This window comes from Mangrovibacter phragmitis (assembly GCF_040429585.1).
Lineage (GTDB): Bacteria > Pseudomonadota > Gammaproteobacteria > Enterobacterales > Enterobacteriaceae > Mangrovibacter > Mangrovibacter phragmitis.
In genome coordinates, this window is record NZ_CP134782.1 from 2,882,781 (window position 1) to 2,900,231 (window position 17,451).

Sequence of the window (17,451 nt, forward strand, 5' to 3'; positions counted from 1 at the left end):
TATGTCCTGCCCGGTTATTGAACTGACTCAGCAACTTATTCGTCGCCCTTCCCTGAGCCCGGATGATGCCGGTTGCCAGGCACTACTGGCAGAAAGGTTGCGGGCAATTGGTTTTACAGTTGAGCCGATGAATTTTGGCGATACCGAGAATTTTTGGGCCTGGCGTGGCAAAGGTGAAACACTGGCTTTTGCAGGGCACACTGATGTAGTACCGGCTGGCGATTATGACCGCTGGATTAACCCGCCTTTCGAACCAACCATTCGTGATGGCATGCTATTTGGCCGTGGTGCGGCTGATATGAAAGGCTCACTGGCGGCAATGGTTGTTGCAGCTGAACGTTTTGTCGCCCACCACCCCAATCATAAAGGCCGTCTGGCATTTATGATTACGTCCGATGAAGAAGCCAGTGCCACAAATGGCACAGTAAAAGTTGTTGAGGCATTGATGGCGCGCAATGAGCGTCTGGATTACTGCCTGGTTGGTGAACCCTCAAGTAGCGAAGTGGTCGGCGATGTAGTCAAAAATGGCCGTCGGGGTTCTCTGACCTGTAACCTGACAATCCATGGTGTCCAGGGCCATGTTGCGTATCCGCATCTGGCGGACAACCCGGTGCACCGCGCAGCGCCCATGCTCAATGAGCTGGTGAACATCAACTGGGATGATGGCAATGCGTTCTTCCCGCCCACCAGTATGCAGATTGCCAATATTCAGGCTGGCACAGACAGCAACAATGTTATTCCCGGTGATTTGTTCGTGCAGTTTAACTTTCGTTTCAGTACTGAACTGACAGATGAAGACATCAAAAACCAGGTAACAGCACTGCTGGATAAACACCAGTTGCGCTACACCATGGAATGGTGGTTATCCGGGCAGCCTTTTCTTACTTCACGCGGTAAACTGGTGGATGCGGTAGTTAATGCTGTCGAACATTATAATGAAATTAAACCGCAGTTGCTGACTAATGGCGGTACATCTGACGGGCGTTTTATTGCGCGTATGGGTGCCCAGGTAGTTGAACTGGGGCCGGTTAACGCGACCATTCATAAAATTAATGAATGCGTAAAAGCTTCTGACCTGCAGCTCCTTGCCCGCATGTATCAGCGTATTATGGAACACCTGGTTGCGTAACAGCTTCCACTGAAAGAGGAACAAACAATGGAATGGTTATCAAAATACTGGTGGATTATTGTACTGGTGTTTTTACTTGGAGTGTTCATCAACGTTATCAAAGATTTGATGCGCGTTGATCACAAAAAATTCCTCGCCAATAAACCTGATTTGCCACCACATCGTGATTGTAATGATAAGTGGGACGATGACGATAACTGGCCGGATAAAAAAAGCAAATAGAGCAAATAAGGTTTGTAGCCCCTGTTCAGACAGGGGCTACAGCTATGGCAGGCAACAAAACATCTCGTTAACGCAAACCAATCACATCATCTTTACCGGGCGAAACGCTTAACGCGTCGTCAAAGTAACGGCGGGGGATGGTATAACGCAGATGATCCAGCGCAAACTTCATCCCTCGCTCGTCAATAGCGTGGCCAAGATCATCAACAATATCCAGCGTCACATCGCCACCGGCATGCAGCAATGCGACATAGCCTTGCTGCGCCGTGCGAACTTCAACCACATCATCATATTCCCCATGAATAAGGTGGATGGTGGTCTGCGTCGAGGCATGCTCAGGAAGTAAAGCGAAACGGCCACTGAAGCTGATAACCCGACTGGCAAGCCCCGGGCTCGCCTTGATAGCTTCCAGTGCTATTGTCGCGCCCTGGGAAAAACCAATCAGGGCCGTTGCCCCCGCATCCACACCACTTTCACGTTGCCAGTACTTCACCTCGTCAACCACACCAGGCATCACTGCATCAATTTTCTCCTGTAATGCCTGTTCATCAGGTTCATTTAGCTCACCCGTTGGCGCAAACCATGCCCTGCCAGGCGCAGGGCCACTGGCTAATGGCCCGGCAAGGCAGACAACCATGGCGTCAGGAAAGACCGGCGCAAACCAGCGGCCTATTTCTGCCATGGAAACCGGGTTATCACCCGCCGTGTGAAACAACAGCAACAGTTGTTTTGCCGGGAACACAGGGCTTTGTACAACGACATGTTGGTGTTTCATCGGGTCCTCCTTCATCAATATGCTAAGTTTACGACACCTTCCGGCGATAACCATGGCTCTCTCTTGAAGGAGTTAATCGAAAAATTGCAATTGCGCCAGCCAGGTTTTCAGGGTGTGGGCCTGGTTTTCGTCATGCCAGAATAGTATTTGCGCGGCTTCCTGCCGTTGTTGTAATAGCAAAGCTTTACGACCGGACAACCCCAAATTACGACAAAGAACGGCAACTGGCAGACGTGACTGCAATTCACCACGCAAAGCAGGCAATGCTGACGGGCAGATAGCAAGCACCCGCACCAGGCTCGCAAGGCAGGACATTAACGGCCGGTATCCCCAGGCAAAACCGGCAAGCTCCCGCCAGTCACCGGGTAACAGGTTGCGACCGGTATCCGGCTCACCGGGTAGTGGAAATGGCAGCCAGGGCTGCAAACAGGCCAAATTGCGCGACAAGTGCCGGGCTTCACTTGTGGCCAGTGCTTCTCCTTCCGGTGTGAGCGGCAAAAGCGCCATTGCCGTATAACACCCACTACTGGCTTCAAGACTGGTTCCCATCCGCACCAGCCGGAAACCACAGCGTTCCCAAAAGCGCCACAACGCCTGGGTATACCCAAAGCTGACAGAGAGATAATCACAACCGGTTGGTGCCCGGCGTTTTACTTCAGCAATCAATGCCTGGCCCACACCTTTACGCTGAACTCCGGGATACACGGCAATACGAGATACCCGCCAGCCCGTTAACATTGCCGCCTGGGGAGAGCCACCATGGGCAGCCAGAGACTGAGCGACCAGGTTTCCTCGCGGGCGGCGAAATCCGGCCCATACAGCTTCACTTAGCTGTTGAGATAACCCGCCTTCTTTAACCAGCCAGGCTGCCCCAACGGGCTTACCGCCAACTTTCGCGGCAATTACATGCTGGCCCGGCGCATCCAGTAACCGGCGTAAATCCAGAGGAGACGTGCGGTAATGCGCACTGGACAATAACCGGTATACGTCTGTCAGTTCGCCGGGTGAAACAGTGCAAAAATCGGGCGCAGGAAGCGCACCACCATAAACTGGCGTTGTATCCGCGCCTGATTCATCAAACAACAACAGACTGGAGACAAACGTTTCAAGGGGGCAATCAGGAGCCCAGCGTACTGGCGTATTTAGCACATAGCGGCGAGATACCGGCAACTGGCTACAAAGTTTGAGAATAAACCCCTGCCCGGTTCCTTCGTATCCCTGAACCGTACTGATTAGTAATACCCGTGAAAAACCGTCAATCATGGCGGCCAGTTGTGGCAAGGGAATGGCGGCGGCTTCATCCACCACCAGCCAGTCGGCATGCGGAGTTTTACCGGAATGTATTTGTTCCAGCAAAGCATCCGGAGCAATAAACGCCAGTGGTTTATGAGCGTGTTCAGCCATGACATCTGTTGCAACTCGTGCAGGGGCAGTCACTAAAACCGTCCCCGGCCAGGCACGAATCAACATACCGGCAAGTGCTGATTTTCCCCGCCCTCGCCCGGCAGTTACCACAGCAATACCGGATGCCATCGCCAGTAACTCATCGCGAACAGCTGCCTGCTCCTGTAGAGGCTCTCCTTGCACGGGGTGCCAGCAAGCCAGCGGGTGCTGCGCCGGGAATTCGGGTGCCTGCCCCTGCTGCCACACCAGCATCACAGCCGACTGTTTTTTCAGCACAGCAAGAAAGCGGGCAACAAACTGTGGTGAAGTGGTGGGTTGTTGTTGATCGTTCCAGCGCAGGCTGTCACAGTCAGGCTGGTTTGGCCAACCCGCAAACGGTGGAGTCAGCATCACCAGCCAACTGCCTGCACGCAAGGTACCGGCAAGAATGGCGAATGCTTCAGCATCAAACCCTAAACGGGCGTCAAAAACCGCGTGGTGAAATTCCCGCCCTAATAACGTCCGGGCATTGCGTGGGGAACAGGCCCGTGCCTGATTAACTTTATCACTCACCCATAGCCAGTCACCCGGCAGGTGATGTTGCAGGTGCGCGGCCTGTTTTTCACTCCAGGCGTCATCCCCGGCCAGCACCAGTAAGCGGCGCTGACCAGCCAGTGCCATTTGTTGTGTCAAAGCGAGCCAGTTGCCGGTGGGGAAAAGATGTGCCACGAAAAATTATATCCGGGTGTTGCCGAATGTATTACATACAGCCGGATCACCGCTTTGGAAACCACGGCTGAACCAGGTATAACGCTGCTCAGAAGTACCATGAGTGAAACTGTCAGGGATCACCCTTCCCTGGCTTTGCTGCTGCAGGCGATCATCGCCAATAGCTTCGGCAGCGTTCAGCGCTTCCTGAAGGTCACCAGCTTCCAGTACACCTTCTTTTTGCATCGCATGGCCCCAAACGCCTGCAAAGCAGTCTGCCTGCAATTCCATTTTCACTGACAGCCGGTTTGCCTCAACTTTTGTAGCGTGCTGCTGCAACTGGCGCACTTTCGCTTCCACACCCAGCAGTTTCTGCACATGGTGCCCTACTTCATGAGCGATAACATACCCCTGAGCAAAATCCCCTGCGGCACCCAGTTTATGTTTCATATCGTCATAAAATGAGAGGTCAATATAAACCGTGGCATCTGCCGGGCAATAAAACGGCCCCATCACAGACTGCCCGGTACCACAACCGGTATGTGTGGATCCCCGGTACATTACCAGGCGTGGTGGTTGCCAGTTTTTGCCCATTTTTTTGAACAGGCCTTGCCATGTATCTTCCGTGGTAGCCAGAATAACCGAAGTGAATTTCGCAGCTTCATCCTGTTTGGCGCTGGGTCGTGTTGTTTGCTGATGAGCCGGTGAATACACCGGTTCACCGGTTATCAATGCCGTAAGATCGACACCGTAGTACCCCGCCACCGCAACCAGAGCCAAAATAACCAGGCCGCTTTTCCCCCGAGGTAAAGGCAGGCCCCGGCCCCTTCCCTGATACGGCGAGCTGCGTTGTTGATTGCGCCTGTCTTCTACGTTATCGCTCTCGCGACGCCCTTGCCAACGCATAACATCCCCTTTTGGTGCGTATGAGATAACAAGATCCTGGATTATTTGGCCGGTGATTACCACTGAAAATAGACCAGGAAAAGGAAATGAACTTAGGAGAAAGCGAAGGCGGCAAGCCAGGCCAGCACAAAACAGTGTGCCGGCCTGCAACGAAAACGATTGCGTTGTTAGTCTAAATTAACACCCAGACGGTGTGCGACTTCTTCATACGCTTCAATCAAACCACCAAGGCTTTGGCGGAAACGGTCTTTATCCATTTTGTCGAGAGTGTTTTTATCCCACAGACGGCTACCATCCGGTGAAAACTCATCACCCAGTACAACCTGGCCTTTGAACAACCCAAATTCCAGTTTGAAATCCACCAGAATCAGCCCGGCGTCATCAAACAGCTTTTTCAGTACGTCATTGGCTTTGTAGGTCAGTGCCTTCATCTGAGCCAGATGTTCTTTGCTCACCCAACCGAAGGTTTCACAGTAAGATTCGTTCACCATCGGGTCATGCATGGCGTCATTCTTAAGAAACATGTCAAACAGCGGCGGGTTCAGTTCAATGCCTTCTTCAATACCAAGGCGTTTTACCAGAGAGCCAGCGGCACGGTTACGCACAACGCATTCAACAGGAACCATATCCAGTTTTTTCACTAAACACTCAGTGTCGGACAACAGCGCTTCCATCTGGGTTGGAATGCCCGCTTCTGCCAGTTTGGTCATAATGAAATGGTTGAATTTATTATTCACCATACCTTTACGATCAAACTGTTCAATACGCGCGCCATCCCCTGCTGACGTATCATTGCGGAACTCGAGTACCAACAGATCCGGATTCTCGGTGCTGTATACGGTCTTCGCTTTGCCACGATACAACTCAGCTTGCTTTTGCATCTTTAATTACTCCAGGTTTAACGACCACTGAGTGGCCTGATGATGTTGAGCCAGGTAGCCAGACTCTTAACGCGAAATCAAGATACAAAGGGCCGGATAAACCGGCCCTGTGAATTACTTATTAAATGCGGCCTGGAAAACCGCCACCAACGCATCGTTTTGCGACTGCGTAAGTATGTGCCCTTTCGGGTCAGTAAACTGCAGGCTGCTGCGGTTATCTAAATCACCCACCTGGAGTTTGTAATCCCCGGAAGGCAAGTTTGGATCCCGGGCACCCAGTTCACGCCATGCGCTATCAGAAACAGGTTTATACGTCACAGACAGGCTCCCCTGGGAACGTGTTCTGTCTGTTACTTTCATGCCCATTTTTTCCAGTGCGGCTGGCAGTTTATCCCAGACCATATTGAATGGCGCACGCACCACCAACATTGGTAACCCGGTATCATCCGCGCCACTCTGGACATCGATTTCCCGAATCCCATGGTTATTGGCATTCAATTGCGCATTCTGAGATTTATCAATACCCGCAGCAATGTTGTTCAGCATTTCAGTGCTGTAACGCTGCATAGATGCGGCATCTGCCACCGGCTTTTCATTTTGCTCAAGGTTAAGCAGGCGGACAACAACAGCTTGTTGGTAACCTTGAGGTTTCACACTGATTTGATAGCGACCACGATATTGTTCGTCTTCATCGGCACGATGCCACTGAACCCAGTCAGTCGTCAGGGTTTTACCTGCATCATCACGCTTCATTATCGGGTAATTTTGTGCCTGAACCGCACTGACAACCTGCGCCCACAGTGCGTTATCGCTACCACGTTCCACTAATAATGTGGCTGTATCGCCCGTAAACTGAGTACGCGCACCATTGACCAGCGCCAGAGGCTGTGCAGGCGGGCGGATATCCAGAGCCAGACCAACAGAGCCTTTGCTGGCAGCTGGCGGAATGGTGTAATCACCGCTTTCAATCGGTAAAATCATGCCCGATGGCGCGTGCAATTCAGCAAGCGGTGTGGCAGAGAGGTAAGCCTCATTGCCATTTACCTGGCGTTTATAACGGGAATCGGAACTACAGGCTGCCAACAGCATAACCAGCGAAAGGCTGACAACTTTGGCGACCTGCGATTTCTGTACTGAATAAGCCATCAAATCTCCCTAACGTTACAGCAAACCGGCATGTTTGAGTGCGTTGGTAATGACCGGTACACTGGCATCTGTCAGTGGTGTCATTGGCAAACGCATCGTGTCGGTTGCTACAAGACCCAACGCCTTACAGGCCCATTTCACCGGGATTGGATTGGGTTCTACAAATAATTTATGGTGCAACGGCATTAAACGTTTATTGATTTCGCGCGCCTGCGCAAAATGACCTTCGGCAGCCAGACGGCAAACTTCAGCCATCTCACGCGCCGCAACGTTAGCTGTTACGGAAATCACACCATCACCACCAAGTTGCATAAAATCCAGTGCGCTGGCGTCATCACCACTTAACAGGATGAAATCATCCTGAACCAGCTCTTTGATCTGGTTAACGCGACTTAAGTTCCCGGTTGCTTCTTTAATCCCGATTATATTTTTTATTTCAGACAAACGCGCTACTGTCTCTGGCAACATATCGCACCCGGTTCGGGACGGCACATTATACAGAATTTGCGGCAAACTCGTATTTTCTGCGATAGCTTTAAAATGCTGGTATACACCTTCCTGGGTAGGACGGTTGTAATAAGGCGTGACTGTCAGGCAGCCAACAACGCCAGAATCGTTAAAGCGTTGCGTTAAAGAGATGGCCTCGGAAGTGGCATTGGCACCCGTACCTGCAATAACCGGTATACGGCCATCAGCCAGTTCCAGTGTCAACATGACGACATCACCATGCTCATCATGACTCAGTGTGGCAGATTCGCCAGTTGTCCCTACTGAAACAATCGCCGACGTTCCGTTATCGACATGATAATCAACCAGTTTTTTCAGGCTTGACCGACAGACATTACCTTTAGCATCCATCGGTGTAATAAGCGCAACAAGACTTCCCGTGAACATTGCCCATCCTCTCCGCAAACAAGTGCGTCAATGGTACGTTTTGTAATGTCAGAAAAGCAAGCGCACAAAGGCTTATGCGCGGTTGTACACAGGTTTTTTTTGTGCTTTCCTTATGTAACTCCATCGTTTCGCAGGAAGATTTCGTTTGACGCCTTCATCACAACACTATCTGGTCATCACAGCTTTGGGCACAGACCGCCCAGGGATCGTGAACACAATTACCCGCCATGTCAGTAGTTGCGGCTGTAATATTGAAGACAGCCGGCTGGCAATGCTGGGAGAAGAGTTCACTTTCATCATGCTGCTTTCTGGCTCCTGGAATGCCATTACGCTGATTGAGTCAACTCTGCCGCTGAAAGGGGCCGAACTGGATTTACTGATTGTAATGAAGCGCACGGTTGCTCACGACCGCGAAGCGATGCCATCAACCGTGTGGGTTCAGGTGGAAGTTGAAGACTCACCGCATATCATTGAGCGCTTCACCGCTTTATTTGATGAGTGGCACATGAATATTGCTGAACTGGTCTCCCGCACCCAACCTGCACAGGATAATTTGCCGCCACAGTTATATATTCAAATTACGGCGCACAGTCCGGCGTCGCAAAATGCATCAGAAATCGAGCAGGCATTCAAAGACCTGTGTACAGAACTCGATGCACAAGGCACTATTAACGTGGTGAATTACCAACAGCAAGATGAATAAAGACGGAGAGTCGTAATGAACCCACTGAAAGCCGGTGATACCGCACCGAAATTTAGTTTGCCTGATCAGGATGGTGAACAAGTAAATTTGACCGACTTCCAGGGACAGCGTGTTCTGGTCTACTTCTACCCCAAAGCAATGACGCCAGGATGCACCGTACAGGCCTGTGGCTTGCGCGATAACATGGATGAATTAAAACAATTCAATGTTGAAATTTTGGGCATCAGTACAGATAAGCCAGAGAAGCTTTCACGCTTCGCAGAGAAAGAACTTCTGAACTTTACGCTGCTCTCTGATGAAGACCACCAGGTTTGTGAACAATTTGGCATCTGGGGGGAAAAGAGTTTCATGGGGAAAACCTATGACGGTATACACCGCATTAGTTTTCTGGTTAATGCCGACGGTATTATTGAGCATGTCTTTGATGATTTTAAAACCAGCAATCACCACGACATCGTGCTGGGATGGCTGAAAGCAAATAGCTGATTCCTGCCTTCTGGCACTGGGCACTGAATAAATATAAAGCCGGCTGTATGCCGGCTTTTGTCTTACGCATTCACGCCTTTTCAGGACAAGTGTTCTTCACGGCTTACACTCTCCGGCCATGCGTGGACAACGGCTTTTATTAATGTTGCCAGAGGAATCGCGAAAAAAACGCCCCAGAAGCCCCACAGCCCACCAAAAATGACCACCGAAAGAATAATCACCAGTGGATGTAAGTTTACCGCTTCAGAGAATAATACCGGCACCAGCAAGTTACCATCGAGAGCCTGAATAATCAGATAGGCAACAAAACAGGTCCAGAACTCGGTACCGAGGCCAAACTGGAACATTGCCACCCCAACCACAGGCACAGTTACCACAAAAGCGCCAATATAAGGGATCAGTACTGACACCCCAACCAGCACAGCGAGGAGCAACGAATAATTCAGGCCAAATAGCAGGAAGCAGATATACGACACGACCCCTACTATCACCATTTCTACCACTTTACCGCGAATATAATTGGTGATTTGTTGGTTCATTTCTATCCACACCTGGCCTGCCAGACCACGATTTTTGGGTAGCACACGGCGTACCGCGTTAATCATCTGGTCTTTATCTTTCAACAGGAAAAAGACCATCAACGGCACCAACACCAGATAAATGGATAATGTGAGTAACCCCACTAATGAAGCCAGCGAAAATTTCACGACAGAATCGCCCACCGTTATCATCCGGGCACGTAAGTTTTCCGCCATCGCATCAATAATACCGGCATCCATTAATGCCGGATAACGCTTGGGCAGTGTCGCCGCATAGTCCGACAACTTATTGAGCATACCTGGCATGTCGCGAATCAGGTTTATACCTTGCTGCCACGCCACCGGGCCGACAAAAAAGACCATCAACAGCAGAATACCGGCAAAGAGAATCAGCACCACCGAGGTTGCCAAACGGCGTGAACACCCCATGCGTTCAAGGCGTGTTGTGGGCCATTCCAGTAAGTAGGCGAGCACAATGGCAACCAGTAGCGGTGCCAGCAAACTATGGAAAAAGAATAAGATCCCAAAACCACAAACCAGAATTACCAACAATGCAATCGCTTCCGGGTCACTGAACCGGCGACGATACCACTGCATTAACATTTCGAGCATAGCTTTCTTCCCTGTTCTCATTAGCAAGGCATCTGACGAATTGTATCTAAATGTCTCAAAAAAGACTTCGTTTTTTGTTTCTTTGCGCCACGCGATATTCTTTATATATCGATACAGTAGTGTTATGTAATTGCTCTTGTTACCCTGGACGACTGTGCCATACTGCTGGCGCTATCTGTAAAGTGGCATAGCCAGAGTAGAAGACCTGATTACACCATAACAACAGGAAGAAAGTTATGTTCAGTGTGTTAAAAAAATCATTGGTTGCATCGCTGATGCTGAGCACGCTTGCCGGGCAGGTCGCTCCGGCATTTGCCAGTGGTACCGATGATTTACCAGATATGGGCACCTCAGCGGGCAGCACATTATCAATCGGCCAGGAAATGGAGATGGGGGATTACTATGTCCGCCAGTTGCGAGGCAGTGCGCCGCTTATCAATGATCCACTATTAAGCCAGTACATTAACAAGTTGGGTATGCGCCTGGTTTCACATGCCAACTCAGTAAGAACACCGTTCCACTTCTACTTAATTAACAGCGATGAACTCAACGCTTTCGCATTTTTCGGCGGCAACGTTGTTCTGCATTCTGCCTTATTTCGTTTTACAGATAACGAAAGCCAGTTAGCCTCAGTTATGGCGCATGAAATTTCTCACGTCACACAGCGCCACCTGGCCCGTGCCATGGAAGACCAGAAACGCAATGCTCCTCTCACCTGGGTGGGTGCGTTGGGTTCTATTCTGCTGGCAATGGCGAACCCTCAGGCCGGGATGGCAGCACTGACCGGAACCCTGGCGGGCGCGCAACAAGGTATTATCAGCTTCACACAACAAAATGAACAGGAAGCTGACCGTATCGGTATTCAGGTGCTGCAACGCGCAGGCTTTGATCCTCAGGCAATGCCCGCTTTTATGGAAAAATTGCTCGACCAGTCGCGTTATGCATCGCGCCCACCAGAAATTTTACTGACTCACCCATTGCCCGAAAGCCGCCTGGCTGATGCGCGTAACCGGGCTAACCAAATGCCCCATGTCGTGGTGCACTCGTCTGAAGATTTCTACATGGCGAAAGCCCGCGTGCTGGGCATGTATAATTCGGGGCAAAACCAACTGACCAGTGACCTGTTGGATAGCTGGTCAAAAGGGAATATTCGCCAGCAACATGCTGCTCAGTATGGCCGGGCAATTCTGGCACTGGAAGCTAACAAATATGCTGATGCCAATAAACTTCTGCAACCACTACTGTCTGCTCAACCAAACGATCCCTGGTATCTCGATCTCGCGACCGATATAGATCTTGGACTGAAAAAAAACGCCGAAGCCATAGCCAGGTTACAAAAAGCACCCGATTTACGTAACGACCCGGTACTTCAGCTCAACCTGGCTAACGCGCTGATTCAGTCCGGCCAGAATGAGCAGGCAGCACAAATGTTAAACCGCTACACCTTCAGCAACCCCAACGACACCAATGGCTGGGATTTGCTGGCCCAGGCAGAAGCAGCCCTTGGGCATCGTGACCAGGAACTGGCTGCACGGGCGGAAAACCTGGCGCTCACCGGTAAAATAGACCAGGCCATCACAACGCTCAGTTCAGCAAGTTCACAAGTAAAACTGGGTAGCCTGCAACAACAACGCTATGACGCACGCATTGACCAGTTGCGCCAGTTACAGCAGCGTTTTCGGACATATGAAAAGAGGTAACACAGCACAATGAAACCGGCAGTCACTATTTATCACAACCCGCGTTGCTCCAAAAGCCGTGAAACTCTGGCATTGCTGAAAGAAAAACAGGTTGAACCAGAAGTGGTGCTTTATCTGGATACGCCACCTTCTGCCAGCACAATAAAAGAGCTGCTAAGCCAGTTAGGTATGAGCAGTGCCCGTCAGTTAATGCGCACGAAAGAAACGCTGTATAAAGAACTGAGTCTTGCAGATGAAACCAGTGAAGATGCGCTGATTGACGCAATGACCAAACACCCGAAGTTAATTGAGCGTCCAATTGTAATCAGCAACGGGAAAGCCCGGCTGGGCAGGCCGCCTGAACAAGTACTGGATATTATTTAACAGAGATTAACGCAGCGCCTGGCGCTGCGTTTTCATACAGGCATAGCTGTTCAGCGTACTACAGATTGAGAATTTCTTTAACGAAAGGGATTGTCAGTTTTCGCTGTGCAGTAATCGAGGCTTTATCCAAATGATCCAGCGTCTGGAACAGGGTTCGCATTTCCCGGTCAAGGCGTTTAAGCAGAAAACGGCCTACGTCTTCGGGTAATTCAAAACCACGCAACCGGGCCCGCAATTGCAAAGCCTGCAGTTTATCTTCATCAGAAAGTGGCTGAAGCTTGTAGATTTGCCCCCAGTCCAGGCGCGAGGCAAGGTCAGCCAGTTGCAGGTTAAGCTGGCGTGGAGGGCGGTCGCCCGTAATAAATAAGCGCGTTTTACCTGATTCCAGAATGCGGTTATACAGGTTAAAAATCGCCATTTCCCACAATGCATCACCAGCTATACACTCAATATTATCAATGCAGACCAGCGATAGTTGCTCCATGCCATCCAGTACTTCCGGTACAAACCAGGTGCGTTTATCCAGCGGGACATACCCAACCGCTTCACCTCGCTGAGAAAGCTCCGCACATGCAGCGTGCAGCAAGTGGCTGCGCCCACCACCTTCTCGTGACCAAAAATAGATATACCCGCTATGTTCCTGCCGCAGAACATTTTGTACTGCTGCTAACAAAGAAGGGTTATCGCCCGGCCAGAAACTCGCGAAAGTTTCATCGTCAGGCAGATAAAGAGGCAAAGAGAGCTGTGCCGGCGTGTTCAGAAGGACCTCAGTTTGGGCTTACCAAAAAACAGACGCAGTGTAACACAGAATCACATGGCGAATGAACCGGGCAGATCCGGGCTGCCCGTTATCTTATCAGGACTTCGCCGGGGCGTTATCATCACCACTTTCGTCTTCGATAACGTCTTCCGGGCGGAATACAGAAATTACTTTGAAAATCAGACTCAGGCAGACACCAACAATCGTTGCCAGCGCCATCCCTTTTAACTCTGCCGCACCGATATGCACTTTCGCGCCACTCACCCCGATAATCAAAATTACCGCTGTCAGGATAAGGTTTTGCGCTTTACTGTAATCCACTTTAGATTCAATCAGCACCCGGATACCGGATGCACCGATTACGCCGTACAACAGCAGTGAAACGCCCCCCATTACAGGAACAGGTATAATTTGAATCGCTGCGGCCAGTTTACCCACGCAGGACAGCAGAATCGCAAACACTGCTGCACCGCCAATAACCCAGGTGCTGTAAACACGGGTAATAGCCATCACACCAATGTTTTCCCCATAAGTGGTGTTAGGCGTGGAGCCAAAGAACCCGGAAAGTATTGTGGATAGCCCATTCGCCAGCATAGAACGGTGCAGGCCCGGATCACGAATCAAATCTTTTTTAACGATATTCGCAGTCACGACCAGGTGCCCGACATGCTCCGCAATAACCACCAGCGCCGCAGGTAAAATAGTGAAAATCGCAAACCATTCAAAACGCGGAGTATAAAAAGTTGGTAAGGCAAACCAGTGAGCCTCACGAATGGCTGTGGTATCCACCACGCCCATGGCAAATGAAAGTGCGTACCCGGCCAGAACCCCAATCAGAATGGGGATAATGGCAAGAAAACCCCGAAACAGCACTGACCCGAGGATAGTTATAGCTAAAGTCGAGACAGAAATAATCACGGTGGTGCTGTCTGCAGGCTTACCATCTGCCGGTAATAACCCGGCCATATTTGCCGCCACACCGGCAAGCTCCAGCCCGATAACGGCAACAATTGCCCCCATCGCCGCGGGTGGGAACATCACATCCAGCCACCCTGTTCCGGCTTGTTTCACAATCAGCGCGACAATACAAAACAACACGCCGCACATAATGAAACCACCCAGAGCCACTTCATAACCTAAAGGCAACAGCAACAGCACCGGTGAAATAAACGCAAAGCTTGACCCAAGGTATGCCGGAATTTTGCCCTTACAGATAAATAAATAGAGCAATGTCCCCACGCCATTGAACAGCAAAACGGTTGCCGGATTAATATGAAACAGAATAGGCACCAGCACGGTTGCGCCAAACATGGCAAACAAGTGCTGTAAACTAAGGGGGATGGTCTGCAACAACGGTGGTCTTTCGCTCACCCCGATAGCACGGCGCGTCATAGTGTGTTCCTCAGTGAAGTTATGTTGTGTAATAGCGTGGTGATTTCACCAAAAAAAAGCCGACTCATTAGTCGGCTTATTGAATAATTATTTCGTTCCAAAAATCTTATCGCCCGCGTCGCCAAGACCGGGAATAATGTAACCGTGCTCGTTGAGCCCCTGGTCAATAGATGCGGTGTAAAGCTCAACATCCGGATGGGCTTTCTCCAGTGCCGCAAGGCCTTCTGGCGCAGCAACCAGCACCAGCACTTTAATACTGTGGCAGCCTGCTTTCTTCAACAGGTCTATAGTGGCAATCATCGAACCACCCGTTGCAAGCATCGGGTCAACCACCAGCGCCATACGTTCGTCAATGTTAGACACCAGCTTCTGGAAATAAGGAACCGGCTCCAGTGTTTCTTCATTACGGTAGATACCGACAACACTGATTCGGGCACTGGGCACATGCTCAAGCACGCCTTCCATCATGCCAAGGCCTGCACGCAAAATGGGTACAACGGTGATTTTCTTTCCTTTGATTTGCTCAACAGCCACCGGGCCATTCCAGCCTTCAATGGTAACTTTCTCTGTCTCTAAATCGGCTGTTGCTTCGTAAGTCAGCAAACTACCCACCTCAGAGGCCAACTCCCGAAAGCGCTTGGTGCTAATATCATGCTCACGCATCAGACCCAGCTTATGTTTGACGAGTGGGTGTTTCACTTCCACAATCTTCATACTCTTTCTCCCCCAGACAGGTAGCAGCCACAAAAAAAATCGCCGGATTATACCGCTTTTTGTGAACGGTTCCACCTTTCACTCCCGGTTAAGGCTTGATCGGGATCAACTGCGGTGGAATTGGTCAGTAGCAAAGATTTCTGCGTTCAGGTTTCAGAATAGGCTCGCAAACGTTTGCCTGCACTGTTAGAATTGCCGCGATTTTTAGCGCACTACCCGGAACACGCCACATTTGTACGCGCAAGCTTGCCTGAATGCTGGCCTGGGTAGCGCACCAACCGCAACCGCGTGGGGACTTAGCAGTGACCGACAAAACCTCTCTCAGCTATAAAGATGCCGGTGTTGATATTGACGCAGGTAACGCTCTGGTCGACCGAATCAAAGGTGTCGTAAAAAAAACCCGCCGTCCTGAAGTTATGGGTGGTTTGGGCGGATTCGGCGCACTGTGCGCTTTGCCACAGAAATATCGTGAGCCTGTACTGGTTTCCGGGACTGATGGTGTTGGCACCAAACTGCGTCTGGCGATGGATCTTAAACGCCACGATGCCATTGGTATCGATTTGGTTGCTATGTGTGTGAATGACCTGGTGGTGCAAGGTGCTGAACCGCTATTTTTCCTTGATTACTACGCTACAGGTAAGCTGGATGTGGATACAGCCTCTTCTGTTATCACAGGTATCGCTGAAGGTTGTCTGCAATCGGGTTGTGCACTGGTTGGTGGCGAAACGGCAGAAATGCCAGGTATGTACCACGGTGAAGATTATGATGTCGCTGGTTTCTGTGTTGGTGTGGTAGAAAAATCAGAAATCATTGATGGCAGTAAAGTGGCTGACGGTGATGTACTGATAGCGTTGGGTTCAAGCGGCCCGCACTCCAATGGCTACTCACTGGTACGCAAAATTGTTGAAGTGAGTGGTTGCGACCCGTTAACCACTCAACTGGAAGGCAAACCTCTGGCCGACCATTTACTGGAACCTACGCGCATCTACGTTAAACAGGTACTGGAATTAATCAGCAAAGTTGATGTGCATGCGATTGCCCACTTAACGGGTGGCGGGTTCTGGGAAAATATCCCACGCGTGCTACCGGACAACACTCAGGCGGTTATCAATGAAGCCTCCTGGCAGTGGCCTGCTGTTTTCGGCTGGCTACAACAGGCAGGCAATGTCAGCCGTCATGAAATGTATCGCACCTTTAACTGTGGTGTGGGAATGGTGATTGCCGTTGCTGCCTCAGATGCCGCAAAATCCCTGGAGCTGCTACGCAACCTTGGCGAAAATGCCTGGGAGATTGGCACGATTAAAGCATCCAGTGATGAACAGCGTGTGGTTATTGCATAATGAAAAAGATTGTGGTGCTGATTTCAGGTAATGGCAGCAACTTGCAGGCCATTATTGATGCCTGTGACCAGAAAAAAATCAATGGCACCCTTTCTGCTGTTTTCAGTAATAAAGCCAGTGCGTATGGGCTAACCCGTGCCAGCGAGGCAGGTATTCCGGCCTTTTCTCTCGACCCAAAGTCGTTTGAAAGCAGGGAAGCTTTTGATAACGCGTTGATGGAGCAGATTGATGCTTACCAGCCTGATGTCGTTGTGCTGGCTGGGTACATGCGTATTTTAAGCCCGGCCTTTGTCAGCCACTACCTGGGCAAAATGATCAACATCCATCCGTCATTACTGCCTAAGTACCCGGGGCTGCACACGCACCGCCAGGTACTGGAGAATGGAGATAAAGAACACGGAACTTCCGTGCATTTTGTCACTGAGCAGCTTGATGGTGGGCCGGTCATTTTGCAGGCGAAAGTACCTGTTTTCGATGGTGATGATGAGGAGATTATCACCGCACGGGTTCAGGTTCAGGAACATGCCATTTACCCACTGGTCATTAACTGGTTTCTTTCAGAACGTCTGGTGATGCACAGTAACCATGCCTGGCTCGACGGTCAGCGCCTGCCTGCTCATGGCTACGCAGGTGACGAATAATTAAATTACTGGCAGAGGTGCAGCTTTTGCCCTCTGCTTAATTTGCGAAAGCACGCCAGTTACTCTCTTTCTTCTTATCGTCACCCACTCTGCCGGTTCTTTTTTGCGCTTTTATTAGTCAATCAAATCGCTCGCTTTCTTGTCATACTGTTATGAC

Annotated in this window: 18 protein-coding genes; 8 read left to right on the top strand and 10 right to left on the bottom strand. The window is 50.5% G+C overall.

Features of this window, described 5'->3' with window-relative positions:
• The first annotated feature begins 1 nt into the window (after window position 1).
• The gene (dapE, locus tag MPHASIOC01_RS13900) at window positions 2-1,129 is read left to right on the top strand and encodes a succinyl-diaminopimelate desuccinylase (protein ID WP_353612776.1); all 1,128 of its coding nucleotides are present in this window, start codon (window positions 2-4) and stop codon (window positions 1,127-1,129) included.
• 27 nt (window positions 1,130-1,156) lie between these two features.
• A complete protein-coding gene (locus tag MPHASIOC01_RS13905) occupies window positions 1,157-1,351 on the top strand; it encodes a YpfN family protein (RefSeq protein WP_064595870.1) in 195 nt (64 codons plus the stop codon).
• A 67-nt stretch (window positions 1,352-1,418) separates the two neighbouring features.
• Here the strand turns inward: MPHASIOC01_RS13905 and ypfH are convergent, their stop codons facing one another.
• From ypfH to dapA, 6 genes are all read right to left on the bottom strand, one after another.
• A complete protein-coding gene (ypfH, locus tag MPHASIOC01_RS13910; RefSeq protein ID WP_353612777.1) occupies window positions 1,419-2,126 on the bottom strand; it encodes an esterase in 708 nt (235 codons plus the stop codon).
• 72 nt (window positions 2,127-2,198) lie between these two features.
• The gene (locus tag MPHASIOC01_RS13915; RefSeq protein WP_405027775.1) at window positions 2,199-4,190 is read right to left on the bottom strand and encodes a tRNA(Met) cytidine acetyltransferase TmcA; all 1,992 of its coding nucleotides are present in this window, start codon (window positions 4,188-4,190) and stop codon (window positions 2,199-2,201) included.
• 54 nt (window positions 4,191-4,244) lie between these two features.
• Window positions 4,245-5,123 carry a neutral zinc metallopeptidase gene (locus MPHASIOC01_RS13920; protein WP_064595877.1) on the bottom strand — a complete coding sequence of 293 codons (879 nt, stop codon included), beginning with the start codon at window positions 5,121-5,123 and terminating at the stop codon, window positions 4,245-4,247.
• Window positions 5,124-5,290: 167 nt separating this feature from the next.
• Window positions 5,291-6,004 (bottom strand): phosphoribosylaminoimidazolesuccinocarboxamide synthase, encoded by a 714-nt coding sequence (gene purC, locus MPHASIOC01_RS13925; RefSeq protein WP_036116295.1) that lies wholly within the window; start codon window positions 6,002-6,004, stop codon window positions 5,291-5,293.
• Window positions 6,005-6,118: 114 nt separating this feature from the next.
• The gene (gene bamC, locus MPHASIOC01_RS13930) at window positions 6,119-7,150 is read right to left on the bottom strand and encodes an outer membrane protein assembly factor BamC (protein WP_353612779.1); all 1,032 of its coding nucleotides are present in this window, start codon (window positions 7,148-7,150) and stop codon (window positions 6,119-6,121) included.
• 15 nt (window positions 7,151-7,165) lie between these two features.
• Window positions 7,166-8,044, bottom strand: a complete 879-nt coding sequence (dapA, locus tag MPHASIOC01_RS13935; RefSeq protein ID WP_064595883.1) for a 4-hydroxy-tetrahydrodipicolinate synthase — start codon at window positions 8,042-8,044, stop codon at window positions 7,166-7,168.
• Between the two features lie 145 nt (window positions 8,045-8,189).
• Between dapA and MPHASIOC01_RS13940 the strand changes: the two genes are divergently transcribed.
• Both MPHASIOC01_RS13940 and bcp read left to right on the top strand, forming a co-directional pair.
• Window positions 8,190-8,747, top strand: a complete 558-nt coding sequence (locus MPHASIOC01_RS13940) for a glycine cleavage system transcriptional repressor (RefSeq protein WP_036116300.1) — start codon at window positions 8,190-8,192, stop codon at window positions 8,745-8,747.
• A gap of 15 nt (window positions 8,748-8,762) precedes the next feature.
• The gene (bcp, locus tag MPHASIOC01_RS13945; RefSeq protein ID WP_064595886.1) at window positions 8,763-9,233 is read left to right on the top strand and encodes a thioredoxin-dependent thiol peroxidase; all 471 of its coding nucleotides are present in this window, start codon (window positions 8,763-8,765) and stop codon (window positions 9,231-9,233) included.
• A gap of 80 nt (window positions 9,234-9,313) precedes the next feature.
• On the opposite strand, the gene MPHASIOC01_RS13950 is transcribed toward bcp, so the two are convergent.
• Window positions 9,314-10,384, bottom strand: coding sequence for an AI-2E family transporter (locus MPHASIOC01_RS13950; protein ID WP_064595889.1), 1,071 nt, complete (start codon window positions 10,382-10,384; stop codon window positions 9,314-9,316).
• A 236-nt stretch (window positions 10,385-10,620) separates the two neighbouring features.
• Between MPHASIOC01_RS13950 and bepA the strand changes: the two genes are divergently transcribed.
• Window positions 10,621-12,084, top strand: coding sequence for a beta-barrel assembly-enhancing protease (gene bepA / locus MPHASIOC01_RS13955; protein WP_064595892.1), 1,464 nt, complete (start codon window positions 10,621-10,623; stop codon window positions 12,082-12,084).
• 9 nt (window positions 12,085-12,093) lie between these two features.
• Entirely contained in the window at window positions 12,094-12,447 is a 354-nt protein-coding gene (arsC, locus tag MPHASIOC01_RS13960) for an arsenate reductase (glutaredoxin) (RefSeq protein WP_064595895.1), read from the top strand.
• Between the two features lie 58 nt (window positions 12,448-12,505).
• On the opposite strand, the gene MPHASIOC01_RS13965 is transcribed toward arsC, so the two are convergent.
• The 3 genes from MPHASIOC01_RS13965 to upp all read right to left on the bottom strand — a co-directional run bounded on the left by MPHASIOC01_RS13965 (window position 12,506) and on the right by upp (window position 15,313).
• The gene (locus MPHASIOC01_RS13965) at window positions 12,506-13,207 is read right to left on the bottom strand and encodes a DnaA inactivator Hda (RefSeq protein ID WP_072007010.1); all 702 of its coding nucleotides are present in this window, start codon (window positions 13,205-13,207) and stop codon (window positions 12,506-12,508) included.
• Window positions 13,208-13,303: 96 nt separating this feature from the next.
• Window positions 13,304-14,599, bottom strand: a complete 1,296-nt coding sequence (uraA, locus tag MPHASIOC01_RS13970; RefSeq protein ID WP_064595898.1) for a uracil permease — start codon at window positions 14,597-14,599, stop codon at window positions 13,304-13,306.
• 87 nt (window positions 14,600-14,686) lie between these two features.
• Complete coding sequence (gene upp / locus MPHASIOC01_RS13975) at window positions 14,687-15,313, bottom strand: uracil phosphoribosyltransferase (RefSeq protein WP_064595901.1); 627 nt, start codon at window positions 15,311-15,313, stop codon at window positions 14,687-14,689.
• Window positions 15,314-15,615: 302 nt separating this feature from the next.
• Here upp and purM point away from each other — a divergent pair, with 302 nt between their 5' ends.
• Both purM and purN read left to right on the top strand, forming a co-directional pair.
• On the top strand, window positions 15,616-16,653 hold the full coding sequence (gene purM / locus MPHASIOC01_RS13980) for a phosphoribosylformylglycinamidine cyclo-ligase (protein WP_064596088.1): 1,038 nt from the start codon (window positions 15,616-15,618) through the stop codon (window positions 16,651-16,653).
• Window positions 16,653-17,294, top strand: a complete 642-nt coding sequence (purN, locus tag MPHASIOC01_RS13985) for a phosphoribosylglycinamide formyltransferase (RefSeq protein ID WP_064595904.1) — start codon at window positions 16,653-16,655, stop codon at window positions 17,292-17,294. The genes purM and purN overlap by 1 nt, the downstream gene beginning before the upstream one ends.
• The last annotated feature ends 157 nt before the right edge of the window (window positions 17,295-17,451 follow it).